The sequence below is a fragment of the Myxococcales bacterium genome, from assembly GCA_016703425.1.
Lineage (GTDB): Bacteria > Myxococcota_A > Polyangia > Polyangiales > Polyangiaceae > JADJCA01.
In genome coordinates this window covers 497,653-516,305 of sequence record JADJCA010000007.1, presented here as the reverse complement: position 1 = coordinate 516,305, position 18,653 = coordinate 497,653, and the positions used below count along the sequence as shown (strand labels likewise).

Genomic DNA, 18,653 nt, shown 5'->3' with positions numbered 1-18,653 from the left:
GAGGCCTATTTGTGCGCTCGGGCCCCCCCCAGCGCCGGTGATTTGCGCTGCCATTTGCGCTGCGAGGACAATCTCGTGAGGGGCGCCCCACGACGGAAGGTTTTTTCGGATGGTTCGTAAGTGGGGGCAACCAAGGAGCCACACGCATGCGCTTGTCCCTCGCCCTTCTCGCCCTCGCCGCGTTCTCGTCGAATTTCGCCTGCAGCGCCGCGCCCGAAGAAGAAGCCCTCGCCATCGACAGCGAAGCGGAGCTCCGCACGCTGACGGCCGCGGAGCTCGCCGGCGACATCACGTACGGGACGAGCGCCATGGAAGTGCAGCACCCCGGCGAGTCCACGAGCCGCCGCACCTACCGCGCGGTTCGCTTTCAGGGAACGGCCGGTGACGAGATCGACGCGTCGGTCATCGGCGGCAACGCGGCGCGTCCCGTCCTCTACCTCTTGGGCGACCGCTTCCAGACCATCACGAGCAACGACGTGGCGGCGCCCAACGACGGCGTGCACGTGACGCGGCGCCTCACGCGCACCGGGACGTACTACCTCGCGTTCCGCACCAAGGAGGGCTGGCGCACCAAGTTCTACGTCTCGCTCCGCAAAGCGAACGGTGCCGTCGAGCCGCCGCCTCCTCCTCCTCCGCCCGTGGCCACGTGGCGCACAGCGCTCGCTGGCGCCGACCGCTTTGGCGTCGTGTTTGACGGCGCCATCTCCACGAGCACGTCTGCCATCGGCATCTACTGCCGCATCTCCGTGAGCGCCGCCTCCATCCGCTGCGCGTCCAACGGCTACGACTACAATGGTGCGACCGCCGCGATCCAGGACGACGGCTCGTTCGCCGTCAACACGCGCACGAACCAGGCCCGCGCCGGCGACGAACTCAAGGGCTCCATCAACGCCGACGGCTCCGTGACGCTCACGCGCTTCGCACACTACGAGTGTTTCCAGACGTCATCGTTCTGGTGCGAAGGCCGCGAAGCCGACGGCGCGATGATGCCGCGCCGCGCGAACGCCTTCGAGCTCTGCCGGACGCCTGATCAGCACTTCTATCAAGGCGGATGGGCGTCCGGGTATTACCTCGCGTGCTCCGCGTGCAACGGTCAGTGCGAAAACGGCCGGTGAAGCGCTGAAGACCGCGTGCGAGCCGAAAGAGGTCGAGCGTTCAAGATGCCCGGCGCAGCCGCTCCGCGATCAGTGCATTCACGCTGACCCCTTGCTTGCGCGCTTCGCGCTCGAGTTTGCGCCATTCTGAGGCGGGGAGCCGAACGCTCCGCACCGCAGTCGGTGGTCCTTTGGGCCTTCCGCGGCGGACGAGCTTGCCGAGCGAGGTGGACGGCATCTCCCATAGCGACCAAAGGGCAATCCCATCCGCGGGGTCGTAGTCGGCGAACGGATTGCCCGGCACGCGCTTCCACTTCCTGAAATCAATTCGCTCTTCACTCCAGGCCTTCATAAATTCCCCTCTGTGCTGGGCTTGCCTTGCGCGCGCTGACGATGCGAATCGCGTCGCGACCGACTTCCGCGTGCACGACGAAAAGAAGCCGACTCTTCTTCGAGAGCGCGATGAGGATGAGTCGATCCTCATAGGCTGGGGCCACGTTGCGGAAGTAGCACCCGTTGGCGTCGTCGAAGCAGGTGGCGGCCTCGTCGAAGGACACGCCGTGCTTCTTCAGGTTGGTCTTGGCCTTGGTTGCATCCCAAGTGAACTTCACCTCATTGTTGTAACACAATAAATATCCGGGACGCCCATCTGTGACATCCAAAAACGGTAGCCGCGAGCTTGCGCGGCGGGTCGCAGTCCCCGGTGACCTCACTTCAACACGCACCGCGGATCCGGCTCAAGGCCCGGGAAGATTCGGTCGACGAAGCGCCGATCGTGCGCGAGTCGCTCGACGAACTCGGCGAAGCTGAGAACAGCCGAGAATCTGCATGCGCCGCTCGCCCTCAGCCCGTCGTCTCCGGCGCCAGGTCGTCCCGGAGCATCGAGTAGAGCACCAGGTCGTGGCGCTTTCCGAGCCTGAACTGCGCGCCGCGCAAGATGCCTTCGCGCTGGAATCCCACGCGCTCGGCGACGCGTTGCATGGCCAGGTTCTCCACATCCGTCGAGCCCTCGAGGCGTCCCACTTCGAATTGCTCGAAGAGGTAGCGCACGAGCGCGCGCATGGCCGATACGCCCAGGCCTTGGCCACGGTGCTCGGGGAAGAGCACGATTCCCAAATTGAACGCGCGGGAGCCTGCGTTCGGGCCGTATGCCGCGGTGTGCCAGCTCGCGGTGCCCGCCAGGTCGCCGTCACCGAGAACGACCGCCAGGCGGCCGCGCTCGCCGCCCGCTGGGAGGAAGCCGTCTTCGGCGAACCGCTTTCGGAGCGAACCTGCCCCCGTGAAGCCGAAGTCGTCGTAAGGCGATGACGCGCGCTCGGTCTCGCTTCGAGAGAGCGCGTCGAGATCGGCTTCGCGGACGGGACGGAGGATGGGGCGCATGGCACGGTCATCCTTGAGCCGAAGCTTGCTCCCGGCAAGAGCGGAATGGGAAGGCGCTCCGGCGCCCAGGTGAACGCGCTCGCGGGTCTCCGAGCGTCGCGCGCTCCAAAAGGCTTCGGGAGAGCGCATGGCGCGGATACCTTGAAGGCATGACGCTCCGCACGCGACGGTCCGCACGCATCGCCCTTGTGCTCCTTGCCGCCGCTGCTCTCTTGGCGGCCTGCTCGTCGGAGTCCGAGTCGACCGGTGGTGCGGGCTTGGCCGGCGCGGCCGACGGCGCCGCGGGGCCCGGTGCCGATGGCGCTTCGGCGTCCGACGGCTCCGGGGCGACGCTCACCGATGGCGCGGTCGTGCCGGCGAGCGATGCGTCCGTCACGCTGCCCTTCGACGGGGGCACGGTCGTCGCGTGCAGCGGGGTGCCCGACAGCGGTGGACTCACGTTCACGACCGTCTGCACCTTGAACATGCCGCTCAGCGGCGCCGCCACCACGACGCTGGATACAACCGGCTGTGCGAGGCCCGCGCCCGACACCTTCACTTGGGACGCGACCAGCAGCGCCGGAAAGTTCGCCGTGAAGATGCAGCTCACGGCACCGCTGGCGGTCGATACCGTGGGTGTGTTTCCGCTGCAGGGCTTCGAGCTCTCGACCACACAGAGCGGGGGCAACAAGTGGACGGCACCCAGCGGCGCTTGCTCCATCGCGATTACGCGCAGCGAGTGCAAGCCGTCGAAGCAGCACCCGACGCAGCGCATCGTCTCCGGCAACGGCGCCTGCGCGCAGCCGCTAGCGGGCGCGAGCGGCGGGCCCATGACCGTCGCGCCGTTTACGTTCCTTGTGGCCTTCGACCCGTAGAGCGCATGACAGCGGGCGACCGGCAGCGGGTGCTACCGCACCGTTGGGCACCGAATGCCCGTGGCGCCCGCCGAGTTGTTGTCCTCGAGACACTCCTGCACCAACGACACGCCACTGGCGCCATCGACGCGCACGAAATACGACGAGGGACTCCCTTGACCAGGCACGTCGAGTAAGACGACCTCACTCTGCCCCGGCAGGAGGACCTTCGTCGTGGCCTTCGCCGCCAGGAGCGGCGCCGTCGCGTCGGTGCCCGCGAAGAACTCGACCTTCACGCCGGGGGCTACGCCAAGCGACCCCTGATTCGTCACGCGGGCCCGAAGAAGGAGCGTGGCCGGGCAGCTGGCCGTCGAGACTTCGAAGTCGACGCGCAGGTCGGGCGCGTTGCCCACGCCTTTCCCTTGCGACGAGACTCGGTAGTTGTTGAAGCCGTTCGGGCCAAAGCTCGGCAGCTCCGGTGCGGGAACCCCGCCGGACACGTCGATGTTGGTGATGTGGTACGAGTGCTGGTTCCACACGCGCCGCGTGCGAACCCAGCGGTCGTTGGCGTCGCCATAAACAAAGACGCCGCGGCGAGCCGCTAAGCCCGCGTCCCCGTATTGCCCCGCGCAGTCGCCGTCGACGGTGCTGGGCCTGATGTTTGCGACGGTCACGAACTCGGTGTTGTTGTCACCGTCGACGTCCACCAAGATCGGGTACTCGTGGATGGTGGCCGACGTGTTCGGCACCGAGAAGAGCACGCCGCCATCGCGACCTTGGTAGACGCGAGAGAAACACTCGTCGCTGTAGACCACTTCGGCGACGCCATCGCCCTCGAAATCAAAGACGCTCGAGCCGGTGACGTTCGAGGAGAGATCCTTTGTGGGCGCACTCCACAGCACCGTGATGAGGCCGGGGCCGCCGTCGCCGGCCGGGTGGTACTTGAAGACGTTGTACGAGTAGCCACCGGCCGACGAAAACTCCATGGTGCCGTCGCCGTCGAAGTCGGCCACGGTCGGCGGCCCGCCGCGGTTCTTGTTTCGGTCTTGGCCCGCGAGCGTGAAGTCGCGCTCCGCCAGCAGGGCGCCGTTGGTTGCGTTGTGCACGCGGACGCGCCCGTCGCTCACCACCACCAGCTCGGGGGCGCCGGCGTTGTCCAAGTTCGCCACGGCCGTGTAGCCGTCGCGGTATTCCGGCCGTTGCCAAAGGGCCGTTCCGTTCTTTCGGTAGGCTCCGTTGCCGGTCACGACGAACTGCTCCGTCGTGTTCGGATCGCCGTCTACGTCGGCCACAACGCTCACGGGGCCGTAGGTGAAGTCGTTGGCGCCCCAGCGCTCGCGAGCGCCGCCGCCGTCGAAGCGCGTCTGCCCCGCCATGGTGCGGTCCACCAGGGCGCCATGGTGGTTGAGCACGATGCCGCCCACGACGACCTCGGCGTAGCCGGGCCCGTTGGGATCCGTCGCCGGGTCCATGTCGGCGATAGCGACCGTCGCAGAGAGGAACGAGCCGTTGTAGTCGGAGGCGCCGCCGTCGGTGAGCGGGGTCGTCGCCGCCCATAGTCGCGCGCCCGTGGACGCGTTGAAGGCGAGCACGCCGCCGCCCTTTCGCGGAACCACGATGGCGATGGGACCCCCGGGCGTGAGTCGACCCGCCGCGGGCGTGCCGCGCGGGTTAACCTCGTTCTCTGCTTTGTAGACGTCGGTGTTCACGTCGGTCCACTGCTCGAGGCCCGTCTTTCCGTCGAGGCGTCGCAGGTAGGCCGTCTCCGTGTGAGGGAAGCCGGAGCTGCCCGTGTTTGAGCTCGTCACGACGTAGACGTCGGGCGTTCCGTTCTGATCGCCGTCGATCACCACGGCCATGTTGATGATGTTCTCGAAGCCAGGCTTCACCGCGGCGCCGCCGTCGGCCAGCGGCCACTGCCACTCCACGATGGGGTTGAGCGGCGCGAAGGTGGGGAGCAGCTGGCAGCTCGCCCCACCGTCGGGCTGCGGGAGGCACTTCTTCAGCGTTGGCTCGCAGAACTGCGCCTCGTTGCAGTCGAAGGAGTCTTCGCATGGCGAGCCTGGCGTGGTGCACGCGCCGCCAAGGCAGACGTCGCCGGCGTTGCAGCAGGCGGCCCCGCAGCGCGTTCCCGAGGCACACGCCGCGGAGCATGCGCCCTGCACACATTCTTGGTTGAGCGCGCAGCAGACGCTCGGGGTGCCACACAAGAGCGCCGAGACGCACTCGGGGCCCGCGTCGGGGCCCGGCACGAACTGCGTGCCGTCGGGCGCGCTCGCCGCGTCGCCGGCAGAAGACGCGTCGGGGCCCTCCGCATCGACGGGCCCATCCCCAAAGACCGACGTGTCGCTGCCGCAGGCGCCAGCGACCACCGAAGCGGTGGCGACGGCGCCCACGAGGAGAAGCCTGGCTGACGGGAAGTCGAAGGCGCGGCGCAACATCGCACCAAGCGTTTCATGCCTTGGGGACCGCGGGAACCCCCCGCCATAGCCTCGCCGCGCGCTTCATGGACAAATGGGCGCGGGCGCCGCGACGAGCGAGTCGAAGAACTTGGCCGAGCCCGCGTCCGTCACGAGATCGGCCGACAAGATTAGTCCTGCGTCGCCGGGCTGCACTTGCCAAAGCCTTCGGTTCGCCGAGTCGACGGCGTAGAGCGCCGCTCGGCTCGTGTCGTAGCCGATGCGCGTCACGGTGTTGGGAAGGTCGCCAATCCGGCTGGTCGCGGCGTCGGCGCCATTCACTCGGTAGAGCCCGCTCGTGGTGGACGCGATGTCGAGCACGTAAATGTCATCGCCGATCACCGTCATGCTGTCGCAGTCTTCTTGGTCCGTCTGCAAGGGGCCGCCAAGCCTGGTCGCCGTGTTGTCGCCGAGGTCGTACGATACGAGGCTCTCGCTCAAGGGGACGTTCAAGGGATCGCCGTTCCAGTCCGCGCCGCCGAAGAGCGTCCCGCTCGAATGGCGAGCGATGCACTCGGCATGCGTCAACGCACCGCCGTCACCGCCCGCGTCAGAGCGTCGCGTGATGCGGGGCCCTGCCGTGATGGTGCCGGTGCAAAGGTCAACGGTCGCCAAGCGCGGCGCCGTGAGCGCGTCGACGATCGCCCGCATGGTGCTCGCCGCAGGGTCCCACACCATTCGCACGTCGTGCTGTCCGGAGGTTCCGATGGTGGTCACGAGACCCGTGGCCGGATCCACGCGCACGAGCGTGCCCGGCCCCGCGTCGCCCGGCGACGTGAACACCGAGAGATGCGCGTAGAGATAGGTGCTCCCGCTCATTGCATCGGCCGCGTCCGAGTCGGCCTGCCCTGCGTCGAGGGACGTTTCCGCGTCGGCGGCGGCGCCACCTTCCGCGAGCGGCGCGTCGGGCGCGCTTGCGTCGGACGCTTCCGCATCGAGCGAGGCATCGGCAGCCGGTGATTCGCTGCCCGACGGCGCCGGGTCATCGCCGCAGCCAGCATGAACGACCGAGGCGCCGAGGGTCGCCATGGTGAAGAGAAGAACGGCTCCGCGAGTCATGCCTTCGCGTTAGCACGATGCGACGCGTCGCCACCGCGCGGCGTCCGTATGGCAGCCCGCCAGCGGAATACACCCGTGCCGGCGTGGGGTCGCGCCGCCGGCCGCGTTGAGCCTCCGTCGCCGCGGGGCCGCCTCGGGAGCGGCGCGTGGCGTCTCTGCGGCCTCAAGGCGACGCGGGTGTGGCGCGGTCTCGACGTTGGCGCTTCGCGCCGGCCTCGTTCCCGGGGCGGAATCGATGAAACGCTGAGGCACGTCGCTTGCTGCCGCTATCGCGGTGATGAACAACCCGTTCCGCAGCGCGCTTCGAAGCGCAGCCCTCGTCGCGTCGCTCTTCGTCGCCGCTACGGTCGTCGCTGGGTGCGGCGGCCGCATCGCGGACGACACGCCCCTCGGCCAGACCCAACCCGGCACCGCAAAGGCGGGCGCGCCGCGTGCGGCGAGCGCTGACGACCCGACCGCGGATGAGCCCATCGAGCCCCCGCCGCTGCTCGCGATCCCCGACGGCTCCTATGGCTCATGCAAAGGGAACGGCTTCGTCGAGAACTACCAGAACCCGTCAGGGCCAAGCTCGGGCAACTGGGAGATGGACGTGGGGGGTCTTGCGTTTGAGCTCGCGCCCACCGGCGGCGTGCAGGTGACGTACAGCACCACGGGCTCGCGCGTGACCGCGAGCACGCTTCAACTGACCTCTCGCACGGAGACGACGGCCGTCATTGACGCTGGCCAGCGCGTGACGTTGCCGGGTTTGCTGGGCGAGGGGCCGCTGACCGTCGAGGTGGATCGGGGCGTCGTCGCGTGGGTCGGGAGCCTGATCTACTTGGCCTTCGACGCCCCCTTCGATGCACGCTCGCGCATCACGTACTTCGTGGCATGCGACGCGCCGGGCCTTAAGCTGCCCGCACCACCGACCTCCAAGGACCCATCAGGCCTCGTGGGGGCGTTCGAGGGGGTGGCGTGGGGCCACGACTCGCAAACGAACCAGCTCCAGAGCCCCATTCTTGTGGACAGCAAGGGCGGGAAGCTATCGGCGACGACGTGGATGGGCTCGCTCGACTTCGTGACGACGAACTCTACGACCGCCGCGCTGGCGCCGGCGCAGACGTTCATGCTCGGCGGCACGTATTGTTCAGCGACATCGGACCCCATTCTGCTGGAAAACACGGCAGGGGTCATGGTGCTCGACCAGGACACGCTGTTTCTGTTCATCAACGGTGAGCACGACACTCACAAGCCAACCCCTCGGCCCGACCTTCGCTGCCGTGCGCGCACGAGCGCCATGGCGGTCGGCAAGCGCCGCTGAGGCGCGTTCGGACCCCAACCTGGGTCCACCGTGAGGTCCGGGACCTGGGGCGCAGACAGGCTCACACCTGCTCCTCCAATACTCGTCGGCGAGCGGATCGAGCCAGTGCGGGAGGCTCGCCCTCCTGCTACGCAAATTGGCGGCGCCCTGGCGTGCCGACGATTGACAGAGCGAGGGAGCAATCAATGGCTCGATTCTCGATTCTCGATTTCGGTTCTCGCGAGCATTCGGCATCGTCCCGACCGTCAGTGCTAGGCTCTTGTCGACCGCCTGCTGGTTTGTCATAGCGTCCACTTCCTGCAGCGCTGGCGCCGAATCGACCGCGGTTCGGACATCGGCGGTCAGTGACTATTCACTGCAGGGCTCGAGTAACCTGCCAAGCGCTATCCCGAACTCGAAGTGCTTTCAGCAGGGGATGACGGGCCAGAACTACGGCTGCAACAATCAATGGACGCCGACGCCTTGGACCTTCGGTAGCAACTTCACCAACTCGAGCGTCTGGGACAGCGACTTCATTGATCCGCAGGTTCAGAGCGGCGGTGGCGACAACGCGTACTTCGACGTGCCTGGAACGGCGATTGGGTATTTCACCGGTCACGGCATGGACCCCGGCTGCAACGCTCTCGAGTTCTGTTCGTCGTCAGCGCAGTGCAACGCGCCGAACGCGAGCAAGTACCAGATCGGCCCCGGCACGTGCCGGAGCGGGCCGCCCGGAAGTTTTGGTGCTCCGCCCCACGGACCGGTGTGCTGCTACAACACCGACCGGGCCGTGGTGACGAGCTCGGGAAGCAGCTCGTTCGGAAATCGAGCCATCTACAGTCAGGTCTGGCTTGGTCCGAGCGCGCGATGGGCAGCGTGGGGCGAAAGCACGAACTCGGGGTCCTGGTCGAGTGCCGGCACGAACGGTGGTGTGAATCTGGTGGTCCTCGACATTAGCCACGGCGTGACACCGCAGTATTGGGTATCCCAGCTGCGCCCGGCCTTCGCGGGGCTCCAATACCTCGCCACCATCATGCCGACCGCTGGCGATACATCGATCAACACCGAACGAGGTCGATACTTCGCTCAGCGCTGGCAGGCGAACGCCGCCGAGCCCATGGCCAACGCGTGGACGTACACCCTCAATGACCTGCCTCCGACCCTTGGCGATCCCTGCAAACTGACTCCACCTGGTGGTCAGCCGGACTACTCTCTTGGAGGCGGGCACGGAATCAACGGGTGCGGGTGCAACTTCATCATCAGCTTCGACACCCAATCCCGCGCCTACTACAAAATGGCGTACGGAAACTGGAACACGTTGCGCGATGATGCGAACGACAGGATCAACAGCGGATACCACTACTGGTTCGCCGTCTGCAACTACGACACGAACACCTACCCGTGGGCGCTATGAGGGCCGAACGCTGGCGGGGTTGGCTAGCACTCGTCTGCTCGTCCCTCGCGATGGCGTGCACCGCAGCTCCCGAGGAACCCGTAGGGCGCCCGCGGGGGATGACCGCGACAAGGAACCTGTCCGGTGAGGGAGAAGCTCGGGTCCGCGGGTTTGTGCAAACCCTCGACACCTCACGTTTTGACCCCGGCCAGGGGGCGGCCGAGACATTCGAGTCGGGCCTCCGCAAGGTTCGCGGTGCGGCAGGTGTTTTCGCTTTCGACGAAGTCACGGGCGCGGTGATCGCAAGCCGCTCGTCGGGACCGATGCCGCTTCCGTACTCCGGAAGCGGAGGTCTCCACAACAGCGAGGTCCGCGCGTACTTGGTGTCTGCCGGGATCCCCGCCGAGCAGGTGGCATCCGCCGTTGTGCACACAGCGCTTCGGGGCAGCGGGCCCGCGGGTGAAACACCGTCCGTGGGTAGCATGGAGTTCGCAGCCTACTCGACGGTTCTGTCACGCCATGTCGAGGGGGTCGGCGTCGCGGAGTCCATCGCGTGGGCCGAACTCGACGGCGCGGGCCGAGTCGTTGCTGAAACCATCTACTGGCCTGAGCTACCCGTGGCGGCACTCGAGAGCGCCCGCGCATTTCGTGACGTGTTGAAAGATCCCGCTCGGGCGGCTGCGTACCTGCGTGCGTTGCCATCCGATTTGGAGGAGGGCCGAGTCGTCATTCACCACACCCCAATGACGTACCGGATCCCGCGTGCGTGGCGGGTCACGTACGACGCAAGCCCGTCCTCGGGGCCACGGTCGGGAGTTCGCTACTTCGACCAGGCGGGGACGGAGTATGCCGTTCCGATTTCAGATGGGATCCCTGCGCAGCGAGTCGCCGACGCGCCGGGAGGCCGGAAGTAGGTGCTGTGGTCGCGGCTGCTATCGATGGCGCTGCTTGCTGTGGCTTGCAGCACGCCGAGCGCGGAGAGCCCGCGCCAGATCGACGCTGCGGCGCCCGACGTAGGTGCCTGCGAGGCGTTCGCGGGCGACGCGGACAGGAGGGCATTTCCGATACCCTCCGACGACCCCGCGCTCAGCTTCTACGGAGCATTTCTCGTCGACGACGCCCGCAGCTGCCTCGTCGTCGTCGTTCACTCGCTGCCGGGCCTGTGTGTCGTCGAGACCGGTGGCGGCTCGCCCGGCACCGTGTGCCTTGTAAGCCCTGAGGGAGAGCGCTACCTCGTGCGCGCCACGAGCGGAACGTCCTTTGTGGGGGAAGGCTGGACGGGCGAGTCGCTGACGTGGGGCGTCGGTCGAGTCGCACGAGCGACGCAGGCGGAGGTCGACCGCTGTCACGAGACGGAGCGCACCGTGCTCGCACCGAACTGGGACCTGACGCGGAGCGTTTGCGGTGCCAATCGAGATTCCGGCGCGCACGACTGACGCGGGCGGGGCCTTGGTACGGGCCTAACGCGGCGGAGGTGCAGCCCGAACGGGCCTGGAAGCAGACACGCCAGTCGCGGGGAGCAAGCTTGCGCGCGCGCGGCCGGCTCCGGCAAGAAGAATGCAAAACACCCGGCCCGCTCTCCGCGCGCCGGGTGCTTCTCTCAGTCGTTCGTCGGTCGCTCGTCAATGACGACGAACGCTTACGGCTTCTGGTTCGCCGCCCACTGCTCCAGCGTGAGCGGCTGGATGCCCCACTTCGCGGCGCACGCCGCGATGTCGGCTGAGTAACCCACGTTCTCGAACCACTCGAGCATGAGGGCCATGTCTTCGCTGTTCTTGCGGACCGCGTCGATCGGGAGCGACTCGAAGGTGATCTCCTTGCCGAGGATCGAGCTGACGGCGGTCGCCGCGTCGAGCATCGTGACCGCGTCGCCGGCGAGGTCGACCTCGGCGCGGTTCCACTTGGCCGAGTCGATGAAGGCCGCGGCGCCGAACTTGCCGATGTCGTCGGACGCGATCATCTGGAGCTTGGTCGTGGGCTTCATGGCGGTCATGAGCTTGTCGCCTTGGAGGAACCACGGCGAGACGAGGTTCTCCATGAAGAACACGGGGCGCAAGATCGAGTACGCCGTGAAGCCCGCCGCGCGGACCGTGTCTTCGACGCGCGCCTTGTTGTCGAAGTGCGGGATGCCCGTCTTCTTGTGGGCCGAGCCCACCGACGTGTAGACGAAGTGCTGAACGCCGCGCTCGCGGGCGACGGCGACGAGCCGCTTGCCTTGCGTCTCTTCCTTCTCCACGCCAGCTTCCCACGTGTTCTGCACGCCGAAGACGCCCCAGGCGCTGCCGATGGCGTTCTCGAGCGACGTCTTGTCGTCGAGGTCGCCTTTGACGAGTTCAACGCCGAGCTCGACGAGGGCCTTGGCCGCGTCGCTCGAGGGGTTGCGCGTCATGCCGCGGAGCTTGAAGCCGCCGTGCTTCGCGAGGTGACGAAGCGTCGCGCCGCCCTGCTTGCCGGTTGCGCCCACGACGAGGATCGTTTTCTTGTCAGCCATGTGTCTTCCTCCTACGGAATGCTCGAAAGGGGAAGGATTGGACGGGACAAAGGCCGCCAGGTCAACGGATCTCGGCGGCGCGAGTTCCGCCGCCGTAGGTCGCTACTTCTCGGCGCCCGCGAGCTCGCGGAAGAAACGCGCGCTGTCTTCGTCAGCGGGAAAGAACAGCTCCACCCGCAGCTCGTCGAGAGTGACGTTCCTGGCGGTCCCGAAGCGCGCGATGGCGGTAAACGTGCGAACCACTCGGTCGCCGAAGCGAAAGCGCGGGCAGAGCACGTGCTCGGTCGTAAGGTCCGCGGCTGCCGGACGAGCGATGCCCTCAAGGTGCCGTTCGAGTCGCAGAAGGCAATCCTGGGGCGGGTTCGACTCCCGGCGCAGCGTGTCGGCGGCGTGCCACGCGACCTCGGCGAAGTTTTCGACGGCCGCGCGGAGCGGACTCGTGGGCGCGAAGGCGGCGTCAATCCAGTCCATCGTGTCCAGCTCCGGCAAGAGGCGCCTCGCCGCGCCGTTGGCAAGAACCAATCGATAGGCCCCATCGAGCACCAACGCTGGGTAAGGCTCCTGCTTCTCGAGCAGCGATTCGACGACGTGCCGGAACGTGGCGAGAGCGTCCGCGTCGAGCGCGACCTCCGGGTAGGCCGGTGCGAAGCCTGCAGCAACCAGGAGTCGGTTGCGCTCGCGCAGCGGAACGTCGAGAGCGTCTGCCAGTCGCTCGACGACCGCGCGACTGGGGCGCGCACGGCCCGTTTCGACGAACGATACGTAGCGCGGCGACATGGCCGCGCTGCTCGCGAGCCGAAGCTGGCTGACCCCGCGCCGTTCGCGCCAGTGTCTTAGCTCAACACCGAACGGACTCTGGGGACGAACGGGGCTCATCGAGCCGGTGCAGCGTATCGCCCTTCCTTGGCGCTCGCCCGACGGAGCGACCACAAGGGCGCGGCGAGGAGCAAGAAGGCCGTGTTGCCGATGGCGTTCTGCCATGATCCATGACCGAGCGAGGCCAGCGTATCGACGACGAACCATGCGAAAACACCCTGGGCGACGCAGGCCACGCCGCTGGTGTGCGCCTCACGGACCGCCGCCACGACGGCCACACCCAACCCGACGGTCAGACCGCCGGCCACGCCCGCGTACAAGGCAAGCGCGCGGTCGGGCGCGGCCGCCTCGGGGACCGCCAGCCGCGTGAGCGCGCCGAGCCACGGGGGCGCGAAGGAAAGGGCGACAAGCGCCAGCCCCGACGCCACATAGAGCCAACCACCCACGCTTGCGAAGCGACGTGCACGTTCCATTGCGTTACCTCCGGGCGAGAGGATGGAGCCGGCGTGGGACGAAGACGATTCCCAGATTGGGAAGCGTCCTGTGGTAGCCAAGCGGTCATGAGTGCCATCGCGGTCGTGGGGCCCGGCGCCGTCGGGGGGACCTTTGCCGCCGCGCTCGCGAGCGCGAAGCACGACGTTGTCGTGTGCGCGCGCACACCCTTCAAGGCGCTCTCCGTCGAGACGCCCGAAGGAACGCTCAAAGCCAACGCCCCCGTGCTCACGGATCCCGCTCAGCTCCGTGAGGATGGTCTCGCGCGTCCCTTCGATTGGGTGCTCGTCGCCGCAAAAACCTACGACGCCGAAGGCACGATTCCGTGGCTCCGCGCTCTCGTGGGGCCAACGACGTCGGTCGCCATTCTTCAGAATGGCGTCGAGCATGTGGAGCGCTTCGAACCCTACGTCGAGTGGGAACGCATCGTTCCCGTCGTCGTTGATCTCTCGGCAACGAAGATGAGCCCTGGCGTCATCGTCCTTCGCCGGGCCGGCATTGCGGTGGTTCCGACGACGGCGCGAGGCCGCGCCTTTCAGGCGCTCTTCGAGGGCCCGCCCCTTCGCGTCGAGGTCACCGACGACTTCAAGACGGCCGCGTGGCGCAAGCTCTGCTTGAACAGCATCGGCATTCTCTCGGCCATCGTCGCCAAGCCCGCCCGCATAGGGCTCGACGAGGACGTGGGCGACTTGATGCGCGGCATGCTCGCCGAGTGTGTGGCGGTGGGGCGCGCCGAGGGGGCGAGGCTTCCCGACGAGATCATCGAGGAGGTGCTCGCGCGGTACCGGCGCTCCTCGCCGGAGGCCATGAATTCGCTCGTGGTCGACCACTTGGCCGGCCGTCGCACGGAGGTGGACGCCCGCAACGGCGTCGTTGTCCGAAAGGGACACACCCACGGAATTCCCACGCCGCTCCAAAGCGCGATGAGCACCCTTCTCAAGGCGTGCCGGATGTAGCGGAATCGGGACCGTGCCTGTCTGAGGACTGATCCGCACGACGCACCTTCGCGCGTTGCGCACCTGGAAAGGGTTGGCGACGATGCCGCGCATGGCAATCGCAACGGAACACGACGCGGCGCTCCTCGCGGCCGTTGAAGCGAAAGATCCGAAAGGCCTCAAGGCGGCGCTCGCGGCCGGCGCCAACCCGAGCGCCATCAAGCCCGGCGGCCACGCGGCGCTCCACATGGCGCTTCAGTGGAAGTCGAAGACGATGGCGAAGGCCCTCCTCGACGCGGGCGCCGACGCGAAGGTGACCGACAAGAAGGGCGCCACCGCGCTGCACCTCGTGGCGACGACGTTTCCGGACCTGGACATCGCGGCCTTGCTCCTCAAGCGCGGCGCCGACGTGAACGCCTGCGGTGGCTCCGATGGCCGCGCGCCGCTGCACGACGCCGTTCTTCGGCCCAAGCTTGAGCTCGCCGGGTTCCTTCTCGAACACGGCGCGTCGATTGATGTGCGCGACGCGGAGAACGGGCTGACGCCGCTGCAGCTCACCATCAAGGAGGCCACGAAGACGAGCTTCGCGGCGGCGCGCTGGCTCCTCGAGCGGGGCGCCGACGTCAACGCGCTCGATGGTTACGGCGACAACGCGCTCAACACGGCCGCCAAGTGGACGAACGACCTGCCCATCATCACCGAGCTGTTCGAGCGAGGCACCGTGCTTGTGGCCAACAAGTATGGCTCGACGGCGCTGCACCACGCCGTCAGCACCACGCACGGACGCGCCACCGCCATCTGGGATCTTCTGTTGGCCAAGGGATGCGACCTCAACGCGCGCAACGAATCGGGCAGGACGCCACTCTTCGAGGCCGCGAGCCACTGGAATCCGTTCTGCGTGAAGTACCTCCTCAAGAAGGGCGCCGACGCTTCTTTGAAGGACGAAAAGGGCGAGACCGTCCTCGACCGAGCCAAGGCGCTGAAGCAAACCGAGATCATCTCCATCCTCGAAGGAGCCACGAAGTGACCACCGCGCTCGTCTTCCGACCCCTCACTGAAACGACCTCGCAAGAGGCCCCGCTTCCGACCGAGCCCGTCACGCCCGGCAACTACGGCCTCGTTTACCATCCGTTGGACAAGGCGCTCATTTACGCGCCGTCGACGGACCATCACCAGGGCGGCTCGGCGTGGGCCTGGGATGGCGCGGCATGGAAGCCGTTCGCGGAGAAGACCGCGCGGGGCAGCAGCATCGAGCAGCCGTGGCGCGCCGTGTGGGACGCGAAGCGGAAGGCCGTCGTCGTCTGGTCGTGGGACTACACACCGGGTCCTCTCGGCGTCGTGATTCAAGGCGGAGCCAAGGCTCCCGTCCTGCTCTCCGCCAGCAAAGAAGCGAGCGCCGAAGGGAAGGGGACGCTCGAGCTTCTGACCGGCGACTTGCCCATCAAGGCCGACGACACGAGCTGGCGAAAGTGTGCCGCGATGTTTGGCTACGACATCGGTCGCGGTGTGACCGTGTGCTTGAACGAGGCGGGCCTATGGGAGCTTGATGGCTCGCGCTGGACGCGTCGCGACGCATCGCTCGACGGGCTGCCCAAACAAGTCGACGGCAGCCGTATGGCGAATGGCTTTGGTTCGTTCTACGACGCGAAACACGAGCGTGTCGTGTTCTGGGCGCACGATCGCGAAGACGACGTGCTCGTGCTCTTGGCGTGGGACGGAAAGACGCTCAGCCGCCTCGACGTCGGCGGCCTGCCCGACGACCTCGCAGGCTGGCGCGGCGGCTTCTCGGTGGGTGACCACCCGGAGCACGGCGTCGTCGTGCTCTCCGGCATGGGCGACGCGCACCTCTTCGCGATGAAGGGCAAAGAGGGCGGCTTCAAGGCCGTGCCGTCCGTCGCTGGCGATGGCGCGCCCAAGGAGTTCTCGTTGGCGCTGCTCGCCTTCGACGTGTCGCGCGGTGAGCTCATGCTCGGGCCCCAGCACACGAAGACGAAGGAGCATCGGTTCTTCGTTCGCGGAAAGAAGGGCTGGCGCGCGTTTGGTCGCGCCGTTGAGAAGAGCGACCTTGGCGATCAGCGAAACTTCTTCGTCGTGGCGAGCGGCGGGGCCTACGCCGTGTCGACCCGCGGAACCGTGACGCGGTGGGACGAAGCGAAGCAGCGTTGGACGACGGCGCTCGGCGGTAGCGCGACAGAGAAGGTCTTCGAAGGCACGGTGCAGATCGCCGTGTGTGGCTGGAACGACAAGGTGCACGCCGTCAGCAACGACGGTGCCGTGTTTCGACTCGACGGCGACGACGCTGGCGCCGACGCGGCTGACGACAGCGGCGCGGGCCTCCGTTGGACGAAGGTGTGCGCCAAGAGCAAAGACTTCGGTGCCGTGCGCTGGCCTCTCTTCGCGTTCGACGAGGCGCGCGGGCTCCTCGTCGTGTGGGGCGACTCGAAGGCGTCACGCGGACGCAAAGACGACACGTTCGTGTTCGACGGCAAAGCGTGGAGCAAGGCCAAGAAGGGCAAGGAGAAGCCCGAGAGCCTCGACTACAAGGACAGCGATCCCTTCACGATGTTCTACGATCCCGGCGCGCGCGCCGTGGTGCGCCTCTCGGACAAGCAGGTCGGCGTCTTCGATGGCAAGACGTGGACGCACACGCCGCATCGGAGCGCGAAGCTCGCGGTCGGGTGGGAGCAAGTCGTGTGCGTGGCGCCCGGCAAGACCGACGTGCTCTTGGTGAAGCGCCACATGGGCGAGCGCGAGGTCGTGCTCCTCCGGCGCGGCAAAGACGGCTACGTGCTGAAGAAGGTCGCCACCTTCGAAGCCGTGCACAGCCGCGGCCCGCACGACACGGGCGGCAACGCGTCCTTCGACGTGGGCTGGTTCGACCCGAAGACCGCGCGTTTCATCGCGCACCTCCCAGAGGACGCGAGCATGAACTTCGCGCTCGACCTGGGCGCGCTGTTCGAGAAGTAGGGGGGGCCAGGCGAGCTCAGCGTTTGCCTTCGCCGCGCCCTAGCCGGGCACGAACATTTCGCGTTGCGCTTCGCTTTGCTCATCTTCATCCGCGCCGAGCAGTTGGTCGATAACCGCTGCGTCCGACACCTTTTCACGGATGACTTCTGTTCGTGAGTAGACCTCGCGACCGTGGCCCGGCTGTTCAAACAGGCGGAAAGCGTCGCAAGCCTCCAGAAACGTCATCTCAACGCGCTGCCCGTAGCGATTCGCGTGCGGCCTCCGCGCGGCGTACGCATGCCCTTCGACCTCCGCTCGACGAATCGCTTCGTCAAAGGAGCGCGCCTTGAAGAGCACGACACGCTCTTCGACGAGCGAAACGTCCTCTTCGAAATGCTTGTCCTTGCGGACGGCTCGGCCCCGCAGGGACGTTCGATACAACGTCTTCGGTGAGCGTCCGCTGGACGTCCGAGGGTGTCCGCGGACAGGCGGCCTCGCCCGATTCATCAAGGGTTCTGCAACGGGCATCGTGGCGCGCGTCCTGCTGGGAGTGCCGGTGATGCGACCGCACGGGGCACGTCGAGAGAGACCAGGTACACTTGCGGGCATGGCGTCGTCGCCGAATCCCGCGACCAAGGTCGTCACCGAACTCAGGCACGTGCGCCCCGTGCGGCCGCTTCATTTTCCGGAATCAGAGCCGGAGGAGGAGCACTTGGGCCAGCACCCTCGGCACGAAGATTTGTGCATGTTCTTGAAGCTGCTCTTGCGAGCGCTTTGCGGCGAGGCGAACGCCGTCTCGGCGGACATGTTCGTCTACTGGAACGCGACGCTGAACGACGATCGCGGTCGCCGTGCGCCGGACGCAGCCGTGAAGCTTGGCCTGCCGCAGGCCGAGATGTTCGAGCACGGCTCGTGGAAGACCTGGGAGCTTGGCGTGCCGGAGCTCACCGTCGAGGTGCTGTCGCTCTCGGATACGCGCGAGCGATGGACGCTGACGGAGAAGCGCGAAGCCTACGAGGCGATGGGCGTCGACGAATTCGTCTGCTTTGACGTCGACGCGCCAGCGGGCTCGCGCATTCGCGTGTGGGATCGCGTCGAGGGTGACTTCGTCGAGCGCGTCGTGGAGGCGGAGCGAACGCCGTGCATCACGCTGTCGGAAGCGTTCGGGTGCGTGTTCGAGTGGATCGTAGCGCCGGCGGAGCGCTGGCCCGTGGCGCTGCGCCTCTTGCAAGATGGCGTGCTCGTGCCGCTCCCCTCCGAGGTGGCCGAAGCGGCGCGCGCGAATGAGGCAGTCGCCAAAGCAAACGAGGCTTCTGCCAAAGCGAGCGAAGCGACTGCCAAGGCGAGCGAGGCTTCTGCCAAGGCGAGCGAGGCTGCCGCCAAAGCGAGCGAGGCTGCCGCCAAAGCGGGCGAGGTGGCTGCGAGGGCGCGGGTCGCGGAGCTCGAGGCGCTGCTCGCGAAGAAGTAGCGGCGGCG

At 67.2% G+C, this 18,653-nt stretch carries 18 protein-coding genes; 9 read left to right on the top strand and 9 right to left on the bottom strand.

Annotated features, from left to right (window positions below; translation table 11 throughout):
* Positions 1-146 precede the first annotated feature (146 nt).
* Entirely contained in the window at positions 147-1,115 is a 969-nt protein-coding gene (locus IPG50_14170) for a hypothetical protein (GenBank protein MBK6693334.1), read from the top strand.
* A 40-nt stretch (positions 1,116-1,155) separates the two neighbouring features.
* Here IPG50_14170 and IPG50_14165 read toward each other — a convergent pair whose 3' ends face one another.
* The 3 genes from IPG50_14165 to IPG50_14155 form a co-directional block, all read right to left on the bottom strand.
* Positions 1,156-1,446, bottom strand: a complete 291-nt coding sequence (locus IPG50_14165; protein ID MBK6693333.1) for a hypothetical protein — start codon at positions 1,444-1,446, stop codon at positions 1,156-1,158.
* Positions 1,430-1,705, bottom strand: coding sequence for a BrnT family toxin (locus IPG50_14160; GenBank protein MBK6693332.1), 276 nt, complete (start codon positions 1,703-1,705; stop codon positions 1,430-1,432). The genes IPG50_14165 and IPG50_14160 overlap by 17 nt, the downstream gene beginning before the upstream one ends.
* Positions 1,706-1,937: 232 nt before the next feature.
* Positions 1,938-2,474, bottom strand: coding sequence for a GNAT family N-acetyltransferase (locus IPG50_14155; protein MBK6693331.1), 537 nt, complete (start codon positions 2,472-2,474; stop codon positions 1,938-1,940).
* Positions 2,475-2,623: 149 nt separating this feature from the next.
* On the opposite strand from IPG50_14155, the gene IPG50_14150 reads away from it, so the two are divergent.
* Positions 2,624-3,328, top strand: a complete 705-nt coding sequence (locus IPG50_14150) for a hypothetical protein (protein MBK6693330.1) — start codon at positions 2,624-2,626, stop codon at positions 3,326-3,328.
* 32 nt (positions 3,329-3,360) lie between these two features.
* Here the strand turns inward: IPG50_14150 and IPG50_14145 are convergent, their stop codons facing one another.
* Together IPG50_14145 and IPG50_14140 are read right to left on the bottom strand one after the other, a co-directional pair.
* A complete protein-coding gene (locus tag IPG50_14145; protein MBK6693329.1) occupies positions 3,361-5,748 on the bottom strand; it encodes a hypothetical protein in 2,388 nt (795 codons plus the stop codon).
* A 63-nt stretch (positions 5,749-5,811) separates the two neighbouring features.
* Positions 5,812-6,825: a hypothetical protein gene (locus IPG50_14140; protein MBK6693328.1), complete on the bottom strand. Its 1,014-nt coding sequence runs from the start codon at positions 6,823-6,825 to the stop codon at positions 5,812-5,814.
* 274 nt (positions 6,826-7,099) lie between these two features.
* On the opposite strand from IPG50_14140, the gene IPG50_14135 reads away from it, so the two are divergent.
* The 3 genes from IPG50_14135 to IPG50_14125 all read left to right on the top strand — a co-directional run bounded on the left by IPG50_14135 (position 7,100) and on the right by IPG50_14125 (position 10,933).
* Positions 7,100-8,125 (top strand): hypothetical protein, encoded by a 1,026-nt coding sequence (locus tag IPG50_14135; protein MBK6693327.1) that lies wholly within the window; start codon positions 7,100-7,102, stop codon positions 8,123-8,125.
* A gap of 415 nt (positions 8,126-8,540) precedes the next feature.
* Positions 8,541-9,518: a hypothetical protein gene (locus IPG50_14130; protein ID MBK6693326.1), complete on the top strand. Its 978-nt coding sequence runs from the start codon at positions 8,541-8,543 to the stop codon at positions 9,516-9,518.
* A gap of 917 nt (positions 9,519-10,435) precedes the next feature.
* Positions 10,436-10,933, top strand: coding sequence for a hypothetical protein (locus IPG50_14125; protein MBK6693325.1), 498 nt, complete (start codon positions 10,436-10,438; stop codon positions 10,931-10,933).
* 203 nt (positions 10,934-11,136) lie between these two features.
* On the opposite strand, the gene IPG50_14120 is transcribed toward IPG50_14125, so the two are convergent.
* The 3 genes from IPG50_14120 to IPG50_14110 form a co-directional block, all read right to left on the bottom strand.
* The gene (locus IPG50_14120) at positions 11,137-11,988 is read right to left on the bottom strand and encodes an NmrA/HSCARG family protein (protein MBK6693324.1); all 852 of its coding nucleotides are present in this window, start codon (positions 11,986-11,988) and stop codon (positions 11,137-11,139) included.
* 102 nt (positions 11,989-12,090) lie between these two features.
* Positions 12,091-12,864 (bottom strand): helix-turn-helix domain-containing protein, encoded by a 774-nt coding sequence (locus tag IPG50_14115; GenBank protein ID MBK6693323.1) that lies wholly within the window; start codon positions 12,862-12,864, stop codon positions 12,091-12,093.
* Entirely contained in the window at positions 12,861-13,277 is a 417-nt protein-coding gene (locus IPG50_14110; GenBank protein MBK6693322.1) for a hypothetical protein, read from the bottom strand. The genes IPG50_14115 and IPG50_14110 overlap by 4 nt, the downstream gene beginning before the upstream one ends.
* Before the next feature lie 87 nt (positions 13,278-13,364).
* Here IPG50_14110 and IPG50_14105 point away from each other — a divergent pair, with 87 nt between their 5' ends.
* The 3 genes from IPG50_14105 to IPG50_14095 all read left to right on the top strand — a co-directional run bounded on the left by IPG50_14105 (position 13,365) and on the right by IPG50_14095 (position 17,198).
* Positions 13,365-14,252, top strand: a complete 888-nt coding sequence (locus IPG50_14105; protein MBK6693321.1) for a 2-dehydropantoate 2-reductase — start codon at positions 13,365-13,367, stop codon at positions 14,250-14,252.
* Positions 14,253-14,343: 91 nt separating this feature from the next.
* Entirely contained in the window at positions 14,344-15,258 is a 915-nt protein-coding gene (locus IPG50_14100) for an ankyrin repeat domain-containing protein (protein ID MBK6693320.1), read from the top strand.
* Positions 15,255-17,198 (top strand): hypothetical protein, encoded by a 1,944-nt coding sequence (locus tag IPG50_14095; GenBank protein ID MBK6693319.1) that lies wholly within the window; start codon positions 15,255-15,257, stop codon positions 17,196-17,198. Before IPG50_14100 ends, IPG50_14095 begins: the two co-directional genes overlap by 4 nt.
* 39 nt (positions 17,199-17,237) lie before the next feature.
* Here IPG50_14095 and IPG50_14090 read toward each other — a convergent pair whose 3' ends face one another.
* The gene (locus tag IPG50_14090) at positions 17,238-17,618 is read right to left on the bottom strand and encodes a DUF4288 domain-containing protein (GenBank protein MBK6693318.1); all 381 of its coding nucleotides are present in this window, start codon (positions 17,616-17,618) and stop codon (positions 17,238-17,240) included.
* Between the two features lie 166 nt (positions 17,619-17,784).
* Here IPG50_14090 and IPG50_14085 point away from each other — a divergent pair, with 166 nt between their 5' ends.
* Complete coding sequence (locus IPG50_14085; GenBank protein ID MBK6693317.1) at positions 17,785-18,645, top strand: Uma2 family endonuclease; 861 nt, start codon at positions 17,785-17,787, stop codon at positions 18,643-18,645.
* The last annotated feature ends 8 nt before the right edge of the window (positions 18,646-18,653 follow it).

Coding starts and splice junctions, on each gene's coding strand:
- IPG50_14105 (MBK6693321.1), top strand. CDS start 13,365: ATGAGTGCCATCGCGGTCGTGGGGCCCGGCGCCGTCGGGGGGACCTTT.
- IPG50_14145 (MBK6693329.1), bottom strand. CDS start 5,748: ATGTTGCGCCGCGCCTTCGACTTCCCGTCAGCCAGGCTTCTCCTCGTG.
- IPG50_14100 (MBK6693320.1), top strand. CDS start 14,344: ATGGCAATCGCAACGGAACACGACGCGGCGCTCCTCGCGGCCGTTGAA.
- IPG50_14150 (MBK6693330.1), top strand. CDS start 2,624: ATGACGCTCCGCACGCGACGGTCCGCACGCATCGCCCTTGTGCTCCTT.
- IPG50_14155 (MBK6693331.1), bottom strand. CDS start 2,474: ATGCGCCCCATCCTCCGTCCCGTCCGCGAAGCCGATCTCGACGCGCTC.
- IPG50_14125 (MBK6693325.1), top strand. CDS start 10,436: ATGGCGCTGCTTGCTGTGGCTTGCAGCACGCCGAGCGCGGAGAGCCCG.
- IPG50_14170 (MBK6693334.1), top strand. CDS start 147: ATGCGCTTGTCCCTCGCCCTTCTCGCCCTCGCCGCGTTCTCGTCGAAT.
- IPG50_14120 (MBK6693324.1), bottom strand. CDS start 11,988: ATGGCTGACAAGAAAACGATCCTCGTCGTGGGCGCAACCGGCAAGCAG.
- IPG50_14140 (MBK6693328.1), bottom strand. CDS start 6,825: ATGACTCGCGGAGCCGTTCTTCTCTTCACCATGGCGACCCTCGGCGCC.
- IPG50_14165 (MBK6693333.1), bottom strand. CDS start 1,446: ATGAAGGCCTGGAGTGAAGAGCGAATTGATTTCAGGAAGTGGAAGCGC.
- IPG50_14115 (MBK6693323.1), bottom strand. CDS start 12,864: ATGAGCCCCGTTCGTCCCCAGAGTCCGTTCGGTGTTGAGCTAAGACAC.
- IPG50_14110 (MBK6693322.1), bottom strand. CDS start 13,277: ATGGAACGTGCACGTCGCTTCGCAAGCGTGGGTGGTTGGCTCTATGTG.
- IPG50_14130 (MBK6693326.1), top strand. CDS start 8,541: ATGACGGGCCAGAACTACGGCTGCAACAATCAATGGACGCCGACGCCT.
- IPG50_14085 (MBK6693317.1), top strand. CDS start 17,785: ATGGCGTCGTCGCCGAATCCCGCGACCAAGGTCGTCACCGAACTCAGG.